Source organism: Pantoea sp. CTOTU46764, from assembly GCF_031974595.1.
Classification (GTDB): Bacteria; Pseudomonadota; Gammaproteobacteria; order Enterobacterales; family Enterobacteriaceae; genus Pantoea; species Pantoea trifolii.
The window spans coordinates 40,738-59,431 of the sequence record NZ_DALYOQ010000005.1; the positions used below are offsets into that span (position 1 = coordinate 40,738).

Genomic DNA, 18,694 nt, shown 5'->3' on the forward strand with positions numbered 1-18,694 from the left:
CTGTCGGGCAGTGCAAATTCATTGCTTTTGCCGTTGGCCCAGGTAACGGTTAGTCGGATTACGCCAGCTTCGTCATCAACGTTGATATTGTCAGCGCGGGACAGATTCGAATTGTCATCGTTGAAAACAATGCTGATGAGGGATGGAGAAGCGGCTTGTTTAACGATATACCAGAGGTTCGCAGCTGTTTCAGGTGCATCGGATGACATCAGAAGACTTAACGGCTCGTCTCCCCGACGCGGGTATAGTTCACGGCTTTAAAAAAAGGTTAGACTTGTTTCTGTATTACATCAGAAAAAAAAGCTATCAAAATGATTTTAATTACTTTTTTATATTGGGTTTTATGGTTTCCGGTTTTTTTAATGAGTTATATTAATCTTTCTCTTTAGTTTCTTTTTGGTGCTGTATATATTTTCGTGCTATCCACCAGCTAAGATGACAAAGGGACTCCATGTCTACGCTTCGCTTTATTCCTCTAGATGCTTCTGAATCGGCTGTTTTGAAAGACTCTCGTTCGCTTTTACCTCTTGATGTTTATAAGAAAATTGCTCAGTTTATTCGCCAGGCGTTAAGCAATATCCCCCAATCTGCTGTTTCGCCCGAGCTTGACGATGTACGCAGCCATAATGCGGTATCTGTCGATGGTGAGAGGGGTACAGGAAAAACGTCAGTGCTGGTTAACCTGAAAGAGTACCTTCAGCAGGATCATAAAGATTTGTTGAATGATATACACATTCTTAAACCAGTTGATCCCACTCTACTGGAGGAGAACGAATCTCTTTTTCTCCATATCATTGTCGCCGCACTCCTGTCTGATAAGGCAATCAAATTGGCGCAAAGCCAGTCGCCAGCCAAAAGCCAGGCATTAAATAAAAGCCTTGAATCACTCGCACATGCATTAGCTTCTGTCGAAACTCAGAGCTCAGATTACGGCATGGATAAGCTACGCGCTATGTTCGGCAATCAGCATCTCGCCGACTGTGTGCAGCACTTTTTCAAAACCACTCTAGACCTATTGGATAAAAAGCTTCTGGTATTGCCGATTGATGATGTCGATACCTCTCTAAATCGTGCTTTTGAAAACCTTGAAATTATCCGCCGTTATCTGACAACCCCGTATGTCTTGCCGATTGTCAGCGGAGATCGCGATCTATATCGTGAAGTCACCTGGCGTGATTTTCACGGGCGTCTGACCAAAGATTCCCATTATCGTCCGCGCGAGGCTTACGACAGAGCTGTAGATCTGGCCATAGAATATCAGCGTAAACTGTTGCCGCTGCCGCGTCGTTTGGTGATGCCGGAAGTGAGCGAATACCTGACGGAAAAATCGGATAGAGGGATCAATCTGGAACTTAAAGGAGAGAAATTAATCTCTCTCAATAGTTTCTATGTCTGGTTACAGATATTTATTTCCGGTCCGGTGAATGGCCTCGAAGACAGCCAGCTTTCCTTGCCAATACCCTCGATTCGCGCGCTGACTCAGCTGATTAACCACTGTGGCTCATTGATTCCAGATTTACCCTCTGCAATTCGCAACGCGTCTGATGAATTACAGGTTAAGCGGCTTTGGCAGATGCCAGGGGTAAATCCAAAAGCATTCGATACTTTTTATCAGGAATATCGCCAGCAGAGCATGTCATCCAAACGTGACTATCCACGTGCATATCAGCGATTTTATGATGAGCAACACCAGCCCATAACCACTGAAGAATGCATTCTGGGCAGGGAGGAAATAGACAAATGGGAACAGGCGCTGCTCAATTATTTCCGGTATGAAGTCAAGGCCGGAGCAGTATATCTGGTGCTGCTCGCAAGCAGCTACTGGCAGTCACTGAAAGATAACCGTTCAGATATGGTAGGCCGCTCTGTGCTCGACACGCCGCTGTTCAAACCGCTAATTCACGATACCGGCGATCTTAACCATTTTGACAAAAAATACGATTTTTCTGAATGGATCAATCGCCTGCAGGACCGCTTACCGAGTAGCTGGCTTGACAGTCTGCAATCTCATCACACGATCCTGCCTTATCCAGTGGCGGAAGTAGGGGTGAATACCGCAATTAACTGGAAATATTGGCAGCAGGTGCCCGATGAGGTGAAAGAGCAGGACGTGGGCGACAAAATCATCTTTCTGGTGTCTTTGTCTATGCAGTTCAACTTCTATACCAACGCCAAACAGTCACTGATGATGAATATCGGGCGTATTTTTGAAATCATCGTTGCCAGCCTGTGCGGCGATGTGCGCCTGATTGATTTACAAAGAATCATTCAGAACGCGCCCTTCTTCTCAGCCAGAGCGCTGGCACCGACGAAAAATGTCACGGTCACAGAAGATGATACTAAGAACAAATTCAATGACGAAACTGAGACGAGCGATTTCCACCAACAGCAGGGGGATGTTGCGGATATCCAGGAGAACTACCTTGCGGAGCTAGTGCTTAACATTTCGAACTGGCGCGAGCGTCACTCTCTCAACAATGTGCGCTTTTCACCATGGCTGGTCTATAAGGTCTTCAACAAGGTCTTTAGTCAGGCGGCAAACACGGTACTTTTTCCCAGCGGTTCCAAAGATATTGGTAAAGCGATCGAAAGTATCGGCAAAGTTTTTTATTCAACGTGGTCAGCTTTTGGCAGTTTCGAAAAGGGGCGCTTGTTTGGTCTGCCGGAAGTGGTGGCTACGGTAAATTTAATTTCTCCCTATAACTTTGTTAGTAATGACCATTTCAATGTCAATGTTGGGCCTTTCGTTGTCAGAGCAGAACAGGTTGCGCCAGCAAAAAGTAAATACGCTGCGAGTACGCGGACGGCCAGCTATTACTTGGCCGATCATCCTCTTAAACTTTGGATAGAGGAAGCGCTGGCGGTATTTGCTCCCGCCCCCAAAAAACAAACTACGGACACTGAAGTTAGCGATCCTCGTCTCTGGCTGCGCGAAAAATTGGGGTTGGAGAAGGATACGCGTTTAACGGATAAGAGAATTGCAGCTTCATTGGAAAATTTTAATAATGATGAACGAGCGAACTTACTGAATGAGATGTTCACTTTATACTCTGATTATCATGTGACCAGCCGCCTTCGCGATATCATCGACCAGATGAAGGGGGAAAGATAGTGCTACTAAGGTCACTTTCAGAACATGCTGCCGGATGTTTCTACGGCAGCGAATTGCTAGCCTCACAGCTGTGGATTTTTTTGCAGCAAACCGCAAGCGGGGATGAGACTCAGCGTGTAAAGGCGTTACAGGAAACCTGCTATCAGCAGTTGATTGAAAGTGTGGACAGTCGCCATCCGCGCCGTTACCGCCTGAATGATATAAGCCAACTGATGAATCACCTCTGCGATGGCGACCTTTTTTATACGAGCAGACTACCCTGGCTAACCAAGCTTTTTGATCAATTGATGGTGCGCAACGGCGATCTTATCTGCTATCGCGAAACGGAAGTTCAGGCCTATGCCCGGCTGACGGCAGAGTTAGACCCGACGCTGCTGGTGGCTTGGAATCTGAGTCAGTGGCTGGAAAGAAGCAGTAATCCCACGGCGCAGGATATACAGCGTATTGTGGCTGTTCAGGACACTTTTTTTGCACCGCCGGGTAACCCGGTACAACCCTTTGCGGAAGGGCATGTGCATATCGGAGGCGTGACTGCTGACAGTGCAATTCTTGATGAATACCTCTTGGCAAACCCGGCTTCAGAGCTGCCTGAGAACAAGCGTTCAACCCCCTGGCATATGCAGCAGACTTCGCAACTCAATAATATACTTGAACGCTTAAGAGCATTATTGTGGCTGCTGCTGGATGGAAAAAGTGATGATCCGGCCGCCTGCATTTACCAGCAACCGGAGCGGGAGAATTGCGACGCACGATTACATCCGTGGCAAGAAGGGTGGGTAAATCTCGTTCCACAGCTCTCAATGCCGCTACAAAAAGCCAGACTTCCCGACTGGGAAACGACGGCAAAAATCCATGCCGTAAATGAAGTGGGTTCCCCTGGTTGGCTGCTCAGTCAGTTTGCCGTGGCGATGAATTGCAACTTACGCGGGCGCTGGTTGTGGCTGCAGCTCTATCTTTGCCGTTGTTACAGCTCTCCTCAGGCTACGCCACAGGTTCGGGTCGCCATTCTCTGTTGGTATCAATCGCTGAATGAGTTTCGTCGACGGCTGATTATGGATGGTCAGGGGTTGACCAGGTTCTCTAAACACTATTTTAACGGCCCTTTGGGCAGGGGGAGCAAGGCATTACGCAAAGACAATATAAGACAATTATTATCAGTGGCTGGCGATGTGGTGGAAATTAAGTCACATCCGGGCGCTTTCTGTGCCGACTTTGCCGCAGATTTTGCCACCACGCTGGCGCAGGAGACGGGTTTCACACTTCCGGACGCGCCTTATATCTTTGGCGAGCATGAAATCGTCCCGGATGCGAAAGTGCATAACTATATGCAGCAGCTTGAGCGCTGGCAGTTTTGCGGCCATTTTTCTCGCTCGGCAATGCCCCAACAACGCGGTAGAGTTCCAGTCGCCAATATGAAAGAACTGTGGAAATCAGCCATCGAATTGATGAAAAAAGCAGATAACACAGCCTCCTGGAACCGGCCCGAATTCATGATGGGATATCGTAATCCGCATTTTCACTTTCAGCCCGCGCGCTGGTTTCGAGGGCTGGACGTGGCGGGGGATGAAAACGATCTGCGCATCGAATGGTTTGCCCCAGTGCTACGCTGGCTGCGGCGGGGGTTAATTTCACGCCCTGAGGGTGAGTACGCTTCGGCTGGTTTCCATTTGAGCATCCACGCCGGGGAGGACTATTCCCACCCTCTATCTGGCATGCGGCATATTGATGAGACGGTCCGTTTTTGTGAAATGCGCGACGGCGATCGTTTGGGGCATGCTTTGGCGCTGGGCATTGAACCTCAGTGGTGGATGGCGCGTCAGGGCGAAATGATTCTACCAGCAGACGAACACCTGGATAATCTCGTCTGGCTGTGGCATTACGCCGTTACGCTAAGTGGACGTTTACCACTGGCGCAACAGGTGCAGTCCCGGTTAGCGCGTCGGATAGCCCGCTTCTTACCTGAATCTGGCTGGCAAACCGTTCCTGACCTTGCTGGCAGCCGTCACTCTGCTCCGCTCAAGCATGAAAGCGTCAATCCCGAAATCCTTTTTCGCGCCTGGCTACTACGCAAAAACTGTCATTTTCAATTGATGCAGTTGCATGGCGGTACTCCTCTCAGCACACTTGAATTCAGCGCCTTACCCGACTTCACATTCCTGAAGAGCCCTGATCCTGCGGCAGTGCTGTATGCTAATCGGCACCAGCACCTGTCCGCCGCAAGCGCTCAGCCGTTGGTCATTGTGCGTATCGGCGATGAGTGGCAAGCGCAAAACGACCACATTGCTCAGGGCGGAAAAAGCACCATGGGAGATAGCGGAATGCTGGAGGATATCGATACCCCGGCAGAGGTGGAATTTATGCATGCAGTGCAGGATTATCTACTGGATCGATACGATCGAATAGGCTTGATCATTGAGACAAATCCCACGTCAAACATCTATATCGCCCGGCTCGAAAAGCACCGCGAACATCCTATTTTTCGCTGGAGCCCGCCTGATGAGACATTGCTGGCGGCGGGTGAAGTCTATAACCGTTTTGGCTTACGTCGCGGTCCGATGAGGGTGTTAATCAATACTGACGATCCTGGCGTGATGCCTACTACATTACGTACCGAATTTTTATTACTCCGTGAAGCCGCCATCGAATCAGGTATCAGTCGAACGGTAGCTGAGCGCTGGTTGGAGCAGATCAGACAATATGGCATCGAGCAATTCCACCGGAATCACATGCCTGTTTTTTCCCCACTTTAAGGTGTTATCAGATGGACAAAGAACCCGATGTTATTGCCAGTTTTCCGCAGTTAATACGATGGTTTGATGACAAAGCCAAAAGGCTGTTGGATAAAAGTAAGGAGGTACGTATGCTCAGTTACCTATTCCGGCGCTTGTCGCTTTATTTTGGCAGTGCACTCTGTTTCTTCATTTTATGCCTGGTGATGACGTTCACCAAAAGTGTGACGCTCGTTATGGTCAATAATTGGTTAAATTCTGTGCCAGAGGCTCTGAGCTGGTGGGTGGGGTTAGTACTGCTGGTTATTACTGGCGCCTTGATTTCGTTTTTTCGCCAGAGTAACCGGATTGCGGCTATCATACTCTCCAGCCTGATACTAATCGCCTTGATGGTACTATTCTTCGTGGCATTAACTGCCGAACAACCGATAATCGTTGGGATTTCGCTTGCGGGAAGTGTGACGATCATGGCTTTAATTGCTAACAAAACCTTGGGTTTCACTCGCCGTGATGAGCGTTATCAACTATTTAGCCGCCGTGCTGAATTTTTGGCTACTTTTTATAGATCGCAGCAAGCAATGAATTCTGTCTTTACGCAGGAGAATTTGCAGGAGTTAAAGCAGTTTAACGAAGATCTATGGAGGACCAAGCAAAGTGATACTCTGAGCGATTCATTTTACCTCTTGAAGAAGCTTGAAGATAAACTTAGCAAAGATTGACGCACTTCAGCGATCTTTTCATATCCTTTGGGGTTTATAACAAAAAAGCCGACCCATTTGTCGGCTAAGTTTTGCAGATACTCAAGATTATCCCCCGGGGTTACCTTTGACTCCGCAGCAGGTTGAACTCAGGGAAATGCGAAAACGGATACTACGTCGTGAAATGGAGAATTAAATCCTAAAAAAGCTATCGCACTCTTGATGTCGGCCTCCCTCAAAAGTTCACGATAATCGACAGCTTAAGAGCTCAGTATCATGTAGCGTCACTGTGCCGGCTGTTCAGTGTTCACCGAAGCAGTTATCACTCCACACGTAAAAACAGCAATGAGCCCGATGTTGACCGTGCAATCAAACGCAGTCTTGTTAGTGAGGTCTGGAATGCCAGCGATAATTCTGTCGGCGACAGAAGTATCGCCACGATGGTGAACAATAAAGTCCTAAAGCTCGGACGATGGCTGGCCGGTCGGCTGATGGAGGAACTCTGTATTAGCAGTTGTCTGCCATTAGATAACTGTCTGCTTTGTCAGGCCCACAAAGATGGCACACCAAATAACCCTGCTCATTGGTAATCAGCTATGCGCCCACATCTGCGGGAGTTACGACAGTGGAAAACGCCAGTGACAGGCTCAGGGCGGCGAACTCTTTGTGCCGAGTAAATAACTCATTCATGATGTTTCTCTCAGATTGGATTCAACGGTTGGTGATGATAATGCTGGTGGAATAATTTAGCCGTAAGTAAACATGCCTTGGTTCGTATAAATCCGCGCCTCAATCGCTTTGCACACGATCCCCTGCTGCCACAGCGTATTGCCAAAGCGCCACGTCAGACTTTCAGCGAACTGCATTTTTCGCGGTGTAAATGCTTCCTTGTTCGGCCACCATCCTTCCATCCGTTGCCCCTGAATGGTGGTTGTCCCCTGTTTAAGTTGTGGGCATTTGCCACGGCTCACATCAATCTTCTCAATGCGGATGTAATCCGCCTTTGCCGTCACCGTAACGTAGACGCAGTCATTGCACTCCCAGCCGCTTTTAGTGATATCGACCTTGATGGGGTATTTGTCCTCATCCGCTGCGTGCGCAGGTAAAACAACGAACGATGCGCTGGCGAGCAGCGCTGCTGTGATTATTTTTTCCATTTTTTCTCCGAATATGATAGTTCCTGCGAATCATCACATTGATATTTAATGATTAAATTGAGTAATGGGTGATACCTGCTGGATTCTATAATCCAGTGCTGGTGGGGGATAATGAAGATAACCGATCGTATCGATCGGTAATTCTGATCGTCACCTGAAGAAAAATGACCAGACTGAGCCCGCCACGCTGGCAACGGTATGCGTGACGGCCTTAAGCGCACTACGGGCGAGCTGAGGCAACGGAGCCAGATCAATTATTCGGTCTATAACCTCCACGGCGCCCTCGCCAAAACTGCTGCGGGCTGTGCTGATAACGCTGCTGGTGCGATAGCCCGAATGCAGGTGCGGCACCAGCGGACTGCGGGCCTGCTTTGGGAGACGGGTGATGATATGTTCAACCAGAGCGGGCAAACGGTAGCGACCACGAACTGAAACCGGAATGATGTCTTTCTCTGCCATGCCAAGCTGTCGGGCAACGGCCTGTTGTTTCAGAGCGATGTGCTCCGCCTGTAAAGGTGAAGGCTGCGCTGACGGCCAGCACCACTGATCTGCGGGCTCGATTTTGTCCGCCTGATTCAGCGCCCAGATCAACGGTGGCAGCAGGCCACTGAACTCCTGAAACACGTCATGATAAAACTGCTCTTCAATGGAGAAGGCGCGGTCATCCGCTTTGAGAACCCAGATCACCATGTCCACCTCGGGCATCAGTTGGCGGTAAAGATCACGGTACTCGCCATCGCGCTGCTGACTTTCACCAACGCCTGGTAGATCCACCAGTGTCAGAAAATGGTTTCCAAAGCGCAGCCGCACACGCTGTGGCTGTCGGGTGCATGCTTCCACTGCGCTCACGCCACAAACTTCACTGCGGAATAACGCGTTGCAGAGGCTGCTCTTTCCAACACCCGTTTTGCCCATGATGCCAATCACGGGTTCATAGGTGACAAGTTGGCTCAGTTCGCGAATTAGCGTCTGGCGCAGTGCTCGTGGATAGCGCCGCAAATGGCGGCGGATGAGGGCATAACCTGAAGATTTTTTCATAGGCATTCTCAACATAATAAAGGCCATCCGGTGTGGGTGGCCTGAAGTAGTCCAATGGGAGGGGATTCAGTAGAGTGATATATACCTTGAAATTATTTAAAAATTTGTTCTTTGGCAATTTTACTTATCCGTCGAAAAAGACAGTGAGTCAATAATTGTGAGGGGAAATTAAAAAAATAAAGCAGCGAGAATGTGAAATTCCTGTTGCGGGATGATGATTTAAAAACCCTGATTTGTCACGTCATCAATTCTATAATTCATCCTTATTTGTCTATTTCAGTCCAATCGAGTCCAGTGAGAAGCAAAATATCCAACCAGATATTATAAAATGCAATTTAGTTCGATGTTTATTTTGAGGTTGACGTGCGATCTGGTTTGCTATTAATTGCTACCACTGCATACCAACAGCCGACAGGTGAAACATGTCTAACATTCCAGTCAATGCATTTCCTGAGTTCATTCGTGAAACTATTTATGATATAGAGGAGCATACGCAAGCCCCACGAGCTTTAATAACATCCTCTGTAATCAGCGCACTCTCTCTGGCATGCCAGGGTTTAATAAAAGTAAGGGTAAATGATAGTCTTGAATATAACACCTCTATTTTTTCTCTGATAATTGCTAATTCTGGAGAAAGAAAAACATCTGTTGACCGAATGGTTCTCGCACCATTTTATCAACATGACAAAGTCAAACTGGCACAGTCTGATGAACTGAAGTCAGGTCATGGCGCCAGACTGATGGCATGGCGTGAAAGAGAAAAAGGTATTCTGAGTCAAATCAGGAAAAAAACAGTCAAGGGGCAATGCACTGCTGCATTGTCTGATGCGTTAGTCGAACTGCAACTTGAAAAGCCTTTTCTGCCCAAAATGAACAAACTCATTTATAACAACGTCACTCCCGAGGCTCTACAACATGCGATGTATAATCATGGTTCGCACGTAGGATTGATTGCCGATGAGGGAACAAATATTCTGGATCGTAAAGTGATGAACGAATTTAGTTTTACTTGCTCAATGTGGGATGGCGTTCCTTTTAGTATTGAAAGAAAAACGTCGCCGAGTTTTACTATCGTAAATGGTCGCATCACCTTGTCTGTGATGGTGCAGAAAAAACCTTTTGATTTTTATTTAAGGCGCCAGGGAGAAAAAGCCCGCGGTAGTGGCTTCTTTGCGCGTTGCCTGATAGTTAATATTGATGAACAGCTTTCCACACAAGGTGAGCGATATATCGATGAGCGCCCAAAAAACTCTCATTATCTTAAACTGTTCCATAAGCGAATAAATGAACTTCTGAATGAGAAAGATTTACAGGATGAAGTGTCTTCTGAAAAAGTTCTGTCCTTCACTCCTGCTGCTTTGTATGAATGGCAGGGAATTTATAACCTGATTGAGAGTCGTATCGGTCCGGATGAAGATTACGCCAACATGAATGATTTTGCGTCCAAGCTTGCTAATAATGTTGCTCGTTTATCAGCTTTACTGTGTTACTTTACCCAGGGTGAGCGTCCGATTGAAAAGGAGCATGTCGAAAGTGCATGGTTGATATGCGAATGGTACATGAAACAAGCCATTAATCTTTTTGGTTATGAAGAAGGCTACTATGAAGCGCTCTTATTATCATGGCTGCGCCGTGAATATTATCGCTCAGATGTTGTTGTCAAATATAATGATATCAGAAGGTCTGGACCTAATGTTCTGCGGAAAGGTAGATTACTGGATAAAGTAATCAGCAACCTGAAAAAAGAAAAAGCCATTGAAATTGACTTCTCATTCCATGGAGCAAGACTGGTACGCAGAGGTCGTAATTTTCGTTGCAATATTTTCACTAAAAACCCTGTTTTTGAGTACTACTGAGTTGCTACAACTTGCGACAGTCGCAAGTTGTAGCAGCTAAATTGACTAAAAAACCAATAAATTAATTTCAGAGTGAAATTATCGGGGCTTTTTTTCATGTGCCCATCAGGCATGGGTGCATACTATTACTTTGGCCTGAATAATTAATATTTGGCTGTCGGTGTAGTATTATATATACGTATACTTCCACTATATTCATTGATAGTTAATTATATATGCTCATTAACTATCAATTTATTGAGCTAATGGTCTAATCATCCTCGATTGTTATCAATTGAGTGTAGGTGCATATCATTAATCACTCGTCAGTATTTATTACTCATGCATAGTGTATGCAAGGGCTAAGCTTGGAATGGTTGCGCTGTTAGTCTGCCGTCATAATTAACCAAATTGACTTAACTTAAAGGCATTGAAATGGGCAATGGTTCTCATAATGAACAATATCGACAAGACTTTATGAATGCCATCCTTGATGCTGTTGACGAATTCCCACGTACTTTAGCGCTACGGGTTGATTTGCGTTTTTCGAAGGATTATCAGTATGAAAAATCCAATAAAGAAATCACACGCTTTATTGAATCCCTCAAAGCCAAGTTAGCAGTGGACTGCCGAAAGCGTAGCGACCGCTGGAATCGTACTTTACGTAATCGCTTACGGTATATCTGGGTGCGCGAGGTTGGTGAGCTTAATCGTCGCAAACATTATCATGTTCTGCTTCTGCTGAATAAGAATATCTACAAGGGGCCAGGTAATTTTGATTCCGATAACAGCCTTGCAGCCTTAATTCAACAAGCATGGTGCAGTGCGTTAAGTCTGGACTGGGAACAGCACCGGTACTTAGTCCACTTTCCAGAAAAGGCATGTTGCTATCTGCATGGCAATTCAGCCAATTATATGCAGGAAGCGACTGACCTGATGCGCAATATTGATTACATGGTGAAGAATTATTCTAAGCCTTATGGCGATGGGTATCGTTCGATTGGTTCGAGTCGCCGATAGTATGTACGGATAACGCTGGCAGTTTGGTCATATCGGCTGCCAGCATATTTGGCTTTAATCACAGCTATTTCTTTTTAGGTTTTACGACATTATCAAATGCAGCTTTGATTTTCTGATCCTGACTTGACCAGACCTCAACCCGGTGCATCTTCATTGCAAATATTTCATCTCTCGTTTTGGACTGATTATTTCGGTCACGGGCAGATGGCCATTCCAGTTCATTTATTCCATTCTCTATGCCTTTTAACGCTTCTAATTTAGTGTTCCACCGGCTTGGGGGGCACGCTTCCTGCAACAGTCTGAAAATTTCATTTTTAACGGCATCAAAGCGAGCCGCTTTACTTTTGCCACCCTGCGCCGGAACATCTGTTTTAACGGCCTGATCTTGTTGCCACAATTCTTCATCTGCGAGACCTCGGCAGTAATTGAGGTATTCAATGCCCTGGAGAAGGCACTTTATCGCTTCATTTTCATTCGTGTTCAGGAGCCCAAGCCCCAGATGCCAGTTAACATCAGCCAGAAAAACAAGATCACCTATAGTCTCGCGAGTTGTGACCGGTTCATCAAATGTCATCCTATAAACTTGATCATCAAACTTACGGCGTACTACCGGATTCTTAAGCATGCTTTCAACCAGCGATAGTACAAACTCATGATATTCATTGGCATCTGAAACCACCCCTTCCTGTTCCCGCTCAGCCACCCTGAGTCTTAATGACAATGCTGCGCTCTTGTTGTTGAACGCAGTTTTCAAGTCATCGATAAAATCATCAAAATTAAAATCATCCATAATTCAGCTAGTTGCACTCCGTTAAAAATGAGGTATTGCAGCCGTATGTTTCACAACTGCAGCAGCAGATAGTCTGGCTCCCGTCCAAAGTAGACCAAAAGAGGAAGCCTTATCATGGAACCAACTGCCGTTAAAATCCTGCGCATACCTGCGCTTGTCAAGAAATTAGGTATTGGCCGTTCTACGGTATATGACTGGCTTGACCCGGATTCAACTCGTTATGACCCGACTTTTCCGTTGAGGATAAAAATTGGGGTAAAGGCGGTTGGCTGGCTAGAGTCGGAAGTCGATGAATGGATTTTGAGTAAAAATAGGCAGTCTTGATACCTGTATTTGCCTTAGTTTTAGAAGATCACCCGATAGGGAGTGAGACTTGCACTCCTCCCACTGACTTTAATTCCGCATCCTCAACCGCCACATCGTTGCCAGTATTGGGGATCCGCGCCTTGTATTGGTGACGCAGTCGAACTTGGGCGTTTAGGCTGCACGAAACGCAGCTCTGGCAATTCACCGGGGTGACTGGCTGCTGTTCCTCGATGCTGATGACGAGGTAAGTGATGGGTTTGTGTATAACCGTTGTCAGAAAGTGCAGGCAGCACAGGCCGATTTGATGGTAAGCAACGGCTGACTTCAATGGTGTTTGGCATAGTAGTGTCAACACGTTCTCAACGTTTGCGTGGCCTGACTGGCACTGATGTTTTCTCCCGGACTTCGCGCATCAAATCATGCAAGCACTCTTCATAGAGCGTTTTATCCGTGGACCGCAGGCGCTCAATGAAACCACGCTTTTTGTTGCAACGCTCGCAGCGTTTCATGTGGGCATTCCTGAGGATGTGGCATCCGCGCAGTGCTGGCAGGCACAGAACCGATGCTGCAGGTTAATGAATGGAATGATAAACAACGCTGCGGTGGCAAAGATAATCGTTTTGATAGATCAATAAATCGCTATCGATCGCTTTTGCCGATCAATTGCTGAGGGACTCAAAAAGAACAATGCCAGGATTGAAGGTGGTATCTCTCGTATCGCTCTGACGTTACAAACATATTGAAATCAACCTTAACGCGTTCACTCCTGCAATCCCGCGTTTTCTTGTTCCGGAAAGCGGTTTTATAAGCGTGTGTGGTTTGTGTTAAGCATCTCAACGGAAATCGTTCATGGGACCGATGATTAAGTGACGCCGCACACAATGAACGCCTCGGCTCGCTGGCCAGCCTGAAGTATCTGTCGACTGCGCTAACCGGCAGAGCGCGGCTCCGCCGGGCCGCAAAAAGTGGCGTTTCGGGCCTGAAGACCATGGTCTGATGGAAAACAAAGGGGACGGATATTAAATCGGTACCTCTCGCAGTCTGATGGGAGCGTCTCCCCTTGGGAAAACACTGGCGCTCAGACTGTATGAGCCTGCCGGATCCCCTCCAAGTATAATCATTACAGGCTCCAAGCACTGGTAGTCAGGGTTCGCTGCAATGCTTGTCATGGATCTGAAGTCATCACCACTGGGCTCGGATGAGCCTCCTGGGTGAAAATGCCACTCACCAACGTAATACAATCCTTTTTTCCAGCGGGTATGAAGTAAAGACCTCAGCCCTTTGACACCCCGCTGAAATGTCGTCCGGCCAGCGAGTGAATCCGCAGGTCGGGTCGTGGCCTCCACGATCATAGCCGTTAAACTGTCATCACTATATGAGCCAATCAGAATGCCGCCTGTTTCATTCACGCCGGCTTTAAGGCATTCGGAAACCATCTGCTCAATGGTTGAGGCGCTAAGGACGACCGTATAAAGTGCACCCTCACTGGAAAAAGTCACATCTTTAATACTCATGCGGCTCTCTCTCGACAGTGCCATCAGGCATCTGCTTAAAATATTCATAGATTCTCCCTGGCGCGCTGACGACCCTGCAAATGAATTTTGTACCAACGGCCGCCCATAACTGTACGTCATCGGCTCGGGCCGGAAAGACAGGGTGCCAGCAACCGATCCCTTCTATTCTCGCCTCATCCATGTCGATCTCAGGTGACGCCGAGGCGGCGAAGCGGCTGGAAGCATCCGTCACCGGAAACGTTGTTTCACTGGCAGCAAACGCAAATAAACCCTCAGCCCGCCATGTCATAGCCAGGCTGATAAATATTTTTTCACTTTGCCAGTCAAATGCCGCTAATGCCTTAAGAACACCATCATCACCGGTACAATCAATGATGACGTCGTACTGACGCAGTGAGCGTTTTGCAACCTCACACTCGGGGGGAAACGCGCAGCTGAATGAACGTGCACTTGCGTCAGGCAGAATACGATTAAGATGTTCAACCAGCGCGGACGCTTTATTATGACCAACTGAGGTCATTGTCAGGGCGTGGCGGCTCAGATTTCCGGTCTGTAGGATATCTGCGTCCAGAATGCTCTGGCTGACAACACCAATTCGCATGAGGTTTTCTGCAATCATGCTGCCCAGTGAGCCTGCACCGATTATCAGTACCTTTTTACTGCGGATATCGTTAGTTGCTTCGCCTCGCGTTCTGAGCTGGTCGGCTGCCCAGTTCTGTGTCCTCAACCACCTGATGGGTTCCTGCGAAAGTGGCTGTTCGCGATCCCAGGCTCTGCGATTCCGTTCCGTTGGGCGGAATCCAGGGCGTTTTGTCATTGTATTGCTAAGGCCGGCCAGACGCAGCGCCAGCCAGTGAATGCGCGCTGGCGCATCTCCAATTTTGTTTTCCAGTGGAAAGCCCAGCAAGAGTAATCCGGGCGCGCGTTGCTTGCGAAGAGCTCTGACAGCCCGCCCAACATCTGAAAAGAGGTCCGTCAGTGATAACCCGCATTGTGTGAAGCAATGGCTAAGCTCCTGCCAGGTCCTCGGTGCCTGCCATGGGGCCAGAACGGGAAGGGTAGGCAATACAGACCAAACTGCGTTTGTTGTTCTCGCGCCTTTGCGCATGAACGGGGACCATTTGGTTGCCCGGATAAGGTTTCCCTTTTTATCAAAAAACTCACGCAAAAAGCGGGTCCCACGCGCGCCAGGCAATCCAGTGCTGCTTGCAAACCCCCATTCTCCTGTTTTCGATGCCCAGAAAGGAAGATCATCAGTCTGTTCACTAAAACCGATTACGGTAAAGGGTGACTGATTGGGGAAGGCGGGGAGTTCAACAGCATCCCCGGTTGTGGCCAGATTTTCCTGTGCAGCGGCGTCAATCCAGAGCAGCAGCCTACTAAGTCGCCAGCTGATCCTGTCGAGTAATGCTTCGGGTTCCTGACCCCATAAGTTACGACCAAATGCGGCGGGCGTATTCTCAAGGCACGGATTTCCTGATGTCCATTCGCGGGTAGACGCATCCGAAAAGTTGTAGTTCTGGTGCTGAAACGTTGCTGATATACCTTCCGATTTATCGGGATAGAGCTCTATGCGTATCTGAGCCTCTTCCTGCCAGAGGACCAGATGCCAGACGCTGTTGTCTGGCATGAACCTGGAGCAGGGTACGGAAAGCTCAGCGGTGAATTTAAGCGACCATCTCTTGTCAGCAGAGAGCATCCAGGCATTGTTCGTCCGCATCCTGGGATCATTATTGATAAGGGTGAACGCTGCCTGCAGCTCTCCTGGTACCTGCTGAACGACTGTACTCAAGCGAAGCGTCCGGTTTTTTGTGGTTCTGCTGGTTTACTTGGCGTTGTAAATCCACCATTGCGATCGCCGCCCTGAGGGCCGGGTAAAGGAAACTTGGATCCGAACAGTTGGCGCCAGAGCTCTGCACTTTTCTGCGCATCCTCAGACGCCAGCGCTTTACGGGCAATTTCCGCCGCACCCGCAATACCCTCATAAAATGAACAGAAATCTTCGGTTGATAAGCGCGCCATCACGTCATGTTCTTCAACGCCGTGATCCGGCAAACACGGTTTACCTTTCTGGCTGTAAATGTCTGCCCAACGGCACAAAAAAGTGTCCAACAGCTGAACCAGACCTTTGCCCATTGAGGTGGTTCCATTATCCAGCGCGTTACCAATCAGATGCTCCAGCGGATAGCCTTTAGGGTATTTCGGCAGGTTTTCGCTGCTCTGCTGTCGCCACCATTTCACCGCCCTGACAAGGTTGATGTAGTGACCGTTGCAAACGCGGTTTTTCTCAGCGGTCCATCTGATCTGCGCGAGAGGATGCGTCCGGCCCCACTCATTTTTTTCCCTGTCAGGCAGCACTAGCGGGTGCGCTTTCCATTCTGAAGCGGGGGCGTCCTCTACCTGCGCACTGTTGCTCTCAGACAACCATCCGGTATTGGGGGACCAGCTTTTATTCAGGCGCCAGTCAGTTTGCTCTTCCAGAGAGCTAACAGTTAGGACTGACTCTGACTTATAGAGCTGCTCAAGATGGCTTTTTTCTGCACCTGACTCAGGGATGGCGGTGATCACCAGGTCCAGTTCGACATACGAGAGGGTAATACCAAAAGAGCGTCCTTGCGTTTCCCATTTACCCGGGTAATACTTTTCGAGGAATGGGATGAACAGGTCCATTGCATCAGTGGGAGATATCCGGGTATGGTCAAGATTGGTCACCACGACAATATCAACATCAGGGCGCTTATCGCCGAGCGGACGGATTGCCGTTGAACGACGAATGCTTCCCTGAAGGAATGTTGATACGACAATATCCTTGAGAGGCTCGAAATTCTTCAGGCGCTCGCGCAGTGTCCTTGCACCACTTTTCCAGTCTTCCTTCTGTGTATCAGTCGGCCTGATATTTGCTAAAAATTCGTTGAACTGAGGTTGAAGTTCCATGGTGATTAAACCTTAAATGAAGGAAGGTAGGAGCCATCTCGCTGGCGTTGAAAGTCAAACTCGTAAAAGACGCATGTCCCCAGAAAATCGGTGTGCTGGCCAAGATAAAAATTAACGGCATTTGGCGCAGCGCTGAAAATATGCAGGCTTGCCTCAACCGGTAAATCTGCATCAGTGACGGCATCGGATATCTGTTCGGCAAGCGCTACGGCATGTGAACCGTTTTTCACAGATCGTTGCCCGTACCCGTTAGCAGGGGTGACATGAATGATCCGTCCTATGTCAGGCTGATTTGCGAGTATGTAAGCGTGCGCTTTTGGCAGCGCATTTCTCGCCATGCTGAGCACTACTGCGACATCTCTTCCAGTTCCGACAGTCTCGATCTCGATAACCGCAGCAGGTTCGTTATGGGGTTCGTATTCAGACCAGATGGAGTCGCCCGATCTCCCTTTCTGGACCAGTTCGATTTCTACGCCTGACTTGTGACCAAGACATTTACCGGCAAGCAATGCAATGGAGCTGTGGGTATTCAGATACAGCCGAACTTTACGCTCCGTCTGCCTGATACCTATGAGGAAGGTTTCTACCTGGGGCTTAATAACATCATTCCACTCAATGCCTGGGGAGGGAAATCTACCTTCGAAGAGAGAAAGCAGGGAGAGTGTGTGTTCCGGAAGCGCATCCATGATGTCCAGTGGCCCATCACTGAAAGAGCGTAGTGCAACATTTCTGAAGCTTTCAGGTGCTTCCGATCTGATCCAGTTCTCTTCCACGCAAAGGGCTGTGAATTGCTCTCGGGTAAACCGATAACGTTCCTGACTGCGTAAAGCTCGCGCAGCGCCATCGAAACGGAATTCTGAATTGGTTTCGCAGGTAATCAGACCAATGATCTGAAAGCTGGTATTAACTTTTTCACGCATCGCTTCGAGTGTGGGCTGCGACTGCTGAATGTGAAAACCAGAAAGTACCTTTTCCAGTTCCTGGTCAGTGGAAAGCTTGAGATGTTGGCGCCAGAGCCTACGAACCTTTCCCTTACGGCTCCTGTCGGTCGTGCCATCAAACAACTTATCGAGTCGTATTGAGCCATCCACATTGCTAATTATTTCACCAAGTTGGTCCTCATCGATAATTCTATCTGTCGTGACAAGATGAAAAGCAGAGTTGGCAGGCTCAGTTCCTTTTGCCTGTTTTAGTCTTTCAAGGATTGAGAAGGTCTCAGCACCAATGAAGGCAGGGTCAATTAAATCCTCGTATCCGAAACTAGCAGCCTGTGTAACGTGAAACTTGATTTGATAGTAATCAGCCTGAATCCGATCGGGCCCAGTGCTGCGGCGGGGGGGATTATAACGCGTAATCACGTCATCAAAGGCTTTAGGGCCGTCGGCTTCATAGGAAACTTCTACGACGAAATCTTGTTGGGGATTTTTAAGCCGGGATGCCTCAATCCAGAAATACCGAGCCTGATAATCATGACCGTGCCAGTTAGCCAATACAGAAGTCGCCATAAGATTCCTCCCAAATAACAGTAATATTTTGAAACTATCACGTAAGAGGATACTGT

Annotated in this window: 14 protein-coding genes and 1 pseudogene; 8 read left to right on the plus strand and 7 right to left on the minus strand. The window is 48.1% G+C overall.

What is annotated here, in order from left to right:
- Positions 1 to 451: 451 nt before the first annotated feature.
- Genes rdrA through RTM06_RS03405 form a run of 3 tightly spaced genes read left to right on the plus strand, consistent with a single transcriptional unit; the run spans position 452 to position 6,560 of the window.
- Complete coding sequence (gene rdrA, locus RTM06_RS03395) at positions 452 to 3,112, plus strand: antiviral RADAR system adenosine triphosphatase RdrA (RefSeq protein WP_312179944.1); 2,661 nt, start codon at positions 452 to 454, stop codon at positions 3,110 to 3,112.
- Positions 3,112 to 5,862, plus strand: a complete 2,751-nt coding sequence (gene rdrB, locus RTM06_RS03400; protein WP_312179946.1) for an antiviral RADAR system adenosine deaminase RdrB — start codon at positions 3,112 to 3,114, stop codon at positions 5,860 to 5,862. The genes rdrA and rdrB overlap by 1 nt, the downstream gene beginning before the upstream one ends.
- 11 nt (positions 5,863 to 5,873) lie before the next feature.
- Positions 5,874 to 6,560 (plus strand): hypothetical protein, encoded by a 687-nt coding sequence (locus RTM06_RS03405; protein WP_312179948.1) that lies wholly within the window; start codon positions 5,874 to 5,876, stop codon positions 6,558 to 6,560.
- A gap of 725 nt (positions 6,561 to 7,285) precedes the next feature.
- On the opposite strand, the gene RTM06_RS03410 is transcribed toward RTM06_RS03405, so the two are convergent.
- Both RTM06_RS03410 and RTM06_RS03415 read right to left on the minus strand, forming a co-directional pair.
- Positions 7,286 to 7,696, minus strand: coding sequence for a hypothetical protein (locus RTM06_RS03410; RefSeq protein ID WP_312179950.1), 411 nt, complete (start codon positions 7,694 to 7,696; stop codon positions 7,286 to 7,288).
- A 150-nt stretch (positions 7,697 to 7,846) separates the two neighbouring features.
- Positions 7,847 to 8,734 carry a GTPase gene (locus RTM06_RS03415; RefSeq protein WP_312179952.1) on the minus strand — a complete coding sequence of 296 codons (888 nt, stop codon included), beginning with the start codon at positions 8,732 to 8,734 and terminating at the stop codon, positions 7,847 to 7,849.
- 422 nt (positions 8,735 to 9,156) lie between these two features.
- Between RTM06_RS03415 and RTM06_RS03420 the strand changes: the two genes are divergently transcribed.
- Positions 9,157 to 10,590 carry a YfjI family protein gene (locus RTM06_RS03420; protein ID WP_312179954.1) on the plus strand — a complete coding sequence of 478 codons (1,434 nt, stop codon included), beginning with the start codon at positions 9,157 to 9,159 and terminating at the stop codon, positions 10,588 to 10,590.
- Positions 10,591 to 11,004: 414 nt separating this feature from the next.
- Positions 11,005 to 11,589 (plus strand): inovirus Gp2 family protein, encoded by a 585-nt coding sequence (locus RTM06_RS03425; RefSeq protein ID WP_312179956.1) that lies wholly within the window; start codon positions 11,005 to 11,007, stop codon positions 11,587 to 11,589.
- A 64-nt stretch (positions 11,590 to 11,653) separates the two neighbouring features.
- Here RTM06_RS03425 and RTM06_RS03430 read toward each other — a convergent pair whose 3' ends face one another.
- Complete coding sequence (locus tag RTM06_RS03430; protein WP_312179958.1) at positions 11,654 to 12,379, minus strand: hypothetical protein; 726 nt, start codon at positions 12,377 to 12,379, stop codon at positions 11,654 to 11,656.
- Positions 12,380 to 12,493: 114 nt separating this feature from the next.
- Here RTM06_RS03430 and RTM06_RS03435 point away from each other — a divergent pair, with 114 nt between their 5' ends.
- From RTM06_RS03435 to RTM06_RS03440, 3 genes and pseudogenes are all read left to right on the plus strand, one after another.
- On the plus strand, positions 12,494 to 12,703 hold the full coding sequence (locus tag RTM06_RS03435; RefSeq protein WP_312179960.1) for an AlpA family phage regulatory protein: 210 nt from the start codon (positions 12,494 to 12,496) through the stop codon (positions 12,701 to 12,703).
- A 169-nt stretch (positions 12,704 to 12,872) separates the two neighbouring features.
- Positions 12,873 to 13,007 (plus strand): annotated as a pseudogene (locus tag RTM06_RS22745) (glycosyltransferase); the annotation flags it as partial.
- A gap of 97 nt (positions 13,008 to 13,104) precedes the next feature.
- Entirely contained in the window at positions 13,105 to 13,320 is a 216-nt protein-coding gene (locus RTM06_RS03440) for a hypothetical protein (protein WP_312179962.1), read from the plus strand.
- Positions 13,321 to 13,704: 384 nt separating this feature from the next.
- On the opposite strand, the gene RTM06_RS03445 is transcribed toward RTM06_RS03440, so the two are convergent.
- Genes RTM06_RS03445 through RTM06_RS03460 form a run of 4 tightly spaced genes read right to left on the minus strand, consistent with a single transcriptional unit; the run spans position 13,705 to position 18,638 of the window.
- Positions 13,705 to 14,199, minus strand: a complete 495-nt coding sequence (locus RTM06_RS03445; RefSeq protein ID WP_312179964.1) for a Mov34/MPN/PAD-1 family protein — start codon at positions 14,197 to 14,199, stop codon at positions 13,705 to 13,707.
- On the minus strand, positions 14,189 to 15,991 hold the full coding sequence (locus RTM06_RS03450; RefSeq protein ID WP_312179966.1) for a ThiF family adenylyltransferase: 1,803 nt from the start codon (positions 15,989 to 15,991) through the stop codon (positions 14,189 to 14,191). The genes RTM06_RS03445 and RTM06_RS03450 overlap by 11 nt, the downstream gene beginning before the upstream one ends.
- Positions 15,988 to 17,133, minus strand: a complete 1,146-nt coding sequence (locus tag RTM06_RS03455; protein WP_312179967.1) for an SMODS domain-containing nucleotidyltransferase — start codon at positions 17,131 to 17,133, stop codon at positions 15,988 to 15,990. Before RTM06_RS03455 ends, RTM06_RS03450 begins: the two co-directional genes overlap by 4 nt.
- A 5-nt stretch (positions 17,134 to 17,138) precedes the next feature.
- On the minus strand, positions 17,139 to 18,638 hold the full coding sequence (locus RTM06_RS03460) for an SAVED domain-containing protein (RefSeq protein ID WP_312179969.1): 1,500 nt from the start codon (positions 18,636 to 18,638) through the stop codon (positions 17,139 to 17,141).
- Between the last annotated feature and the right edge of the window lie 56 nt (positions 18,639 to 18,694).

What these genes read in the sequence shown, in the direction of transcription:
- rdrA (WP_312179944.1), top strand. Translation starts at nt 452, where the DNA reads ATGTCTACGCTTCGCTTTATTCCTCTAGATGCTTCTGAATCGGCTGTT.
- RTM06_RS03405 (WP_312179948.1), top strand. Translation starts at nt 5,874, where the DNA reads ATGGACAAAGAACCCGATGTTATTGCCAGTTTTCCGCAGTTAATACGA.
- RTM06_RS03410 (WP_312179950.1), bottom strand. Translation starts at nt 7,696, where the DNA reads ATGGAAAAAATAATCACAGCAGCGCTGCTCGCCAGCGCATCGTTCGTT.
- RTM06_RS03415 (WP_312179952.1), bottom strand. Translation starts at nt 8,734, where the DNA reads ATGAAAAAATCTTCAGGTTATGCCCTCATCCGCCGCCATTTGCGGCGC.
- RTM06_RS03420 (WP_312179954.1), top strand. Translation starts at nt 9,157, where the DNA reads ATGTCTAACATTCCAGTCAATGCATTTCCTGAGTTCATTCGTGAAACT.
- RTM06_RS03425 (WP_312179956.1), top strand. Translation starts at nt 11,005, where the DNA reads ATGGGCAATGGTTCTCATAATGAACAATATCGACAAGACTTTATGAAT.
- RTM06_RS03430 (WP_312179958.1), bottom strand. Translation starts at nt 12,379, where the DNA reads ATGGATGATTTTAATTTTGATGATTTTATCGATGACTTGAAAACTGCG.
- RTM06_RS03435 (WP_312179960.1), top strand. Translation starts at nt 12,494, where the DNA reads ATGGAACCAACTGCCGTTAAAATCCTGCGCATACCTGCGCTTGTCAAG.
- RTM06_RS03440 (WP_312179962.1), top strand. Translation starts at nt 13,105, where the DNA reads ATGCAAGCACTCTTCATAGAGCGTTTTATCCGTGGACCGCAGGCGCTC.
- RTM06_RS03445 (WP_312179964.1), bottom strand. Translation starts at nt 14,199, where the DNA reads ATGAGTATTAAAGATGTGACTTTTTCCAGTGAGGGTGCACTTTATACG.
- RTM06_RS03455 (WP_312179967.1), bottom strand. Translation starts at nt 17,133, where the DNA reads ATGGAACTTCAACCTCAGTTCAACGAATTTTTAGCAAATATCAGGCCG.
- RTM06_RS03460 (WP_312179969.1), bottom strand. Translation starts at nt 18,638, where the DNA reads ATGGCGACTTCTGTATTGGCTAACTGGCACGGTCATGATTATCAGGCT.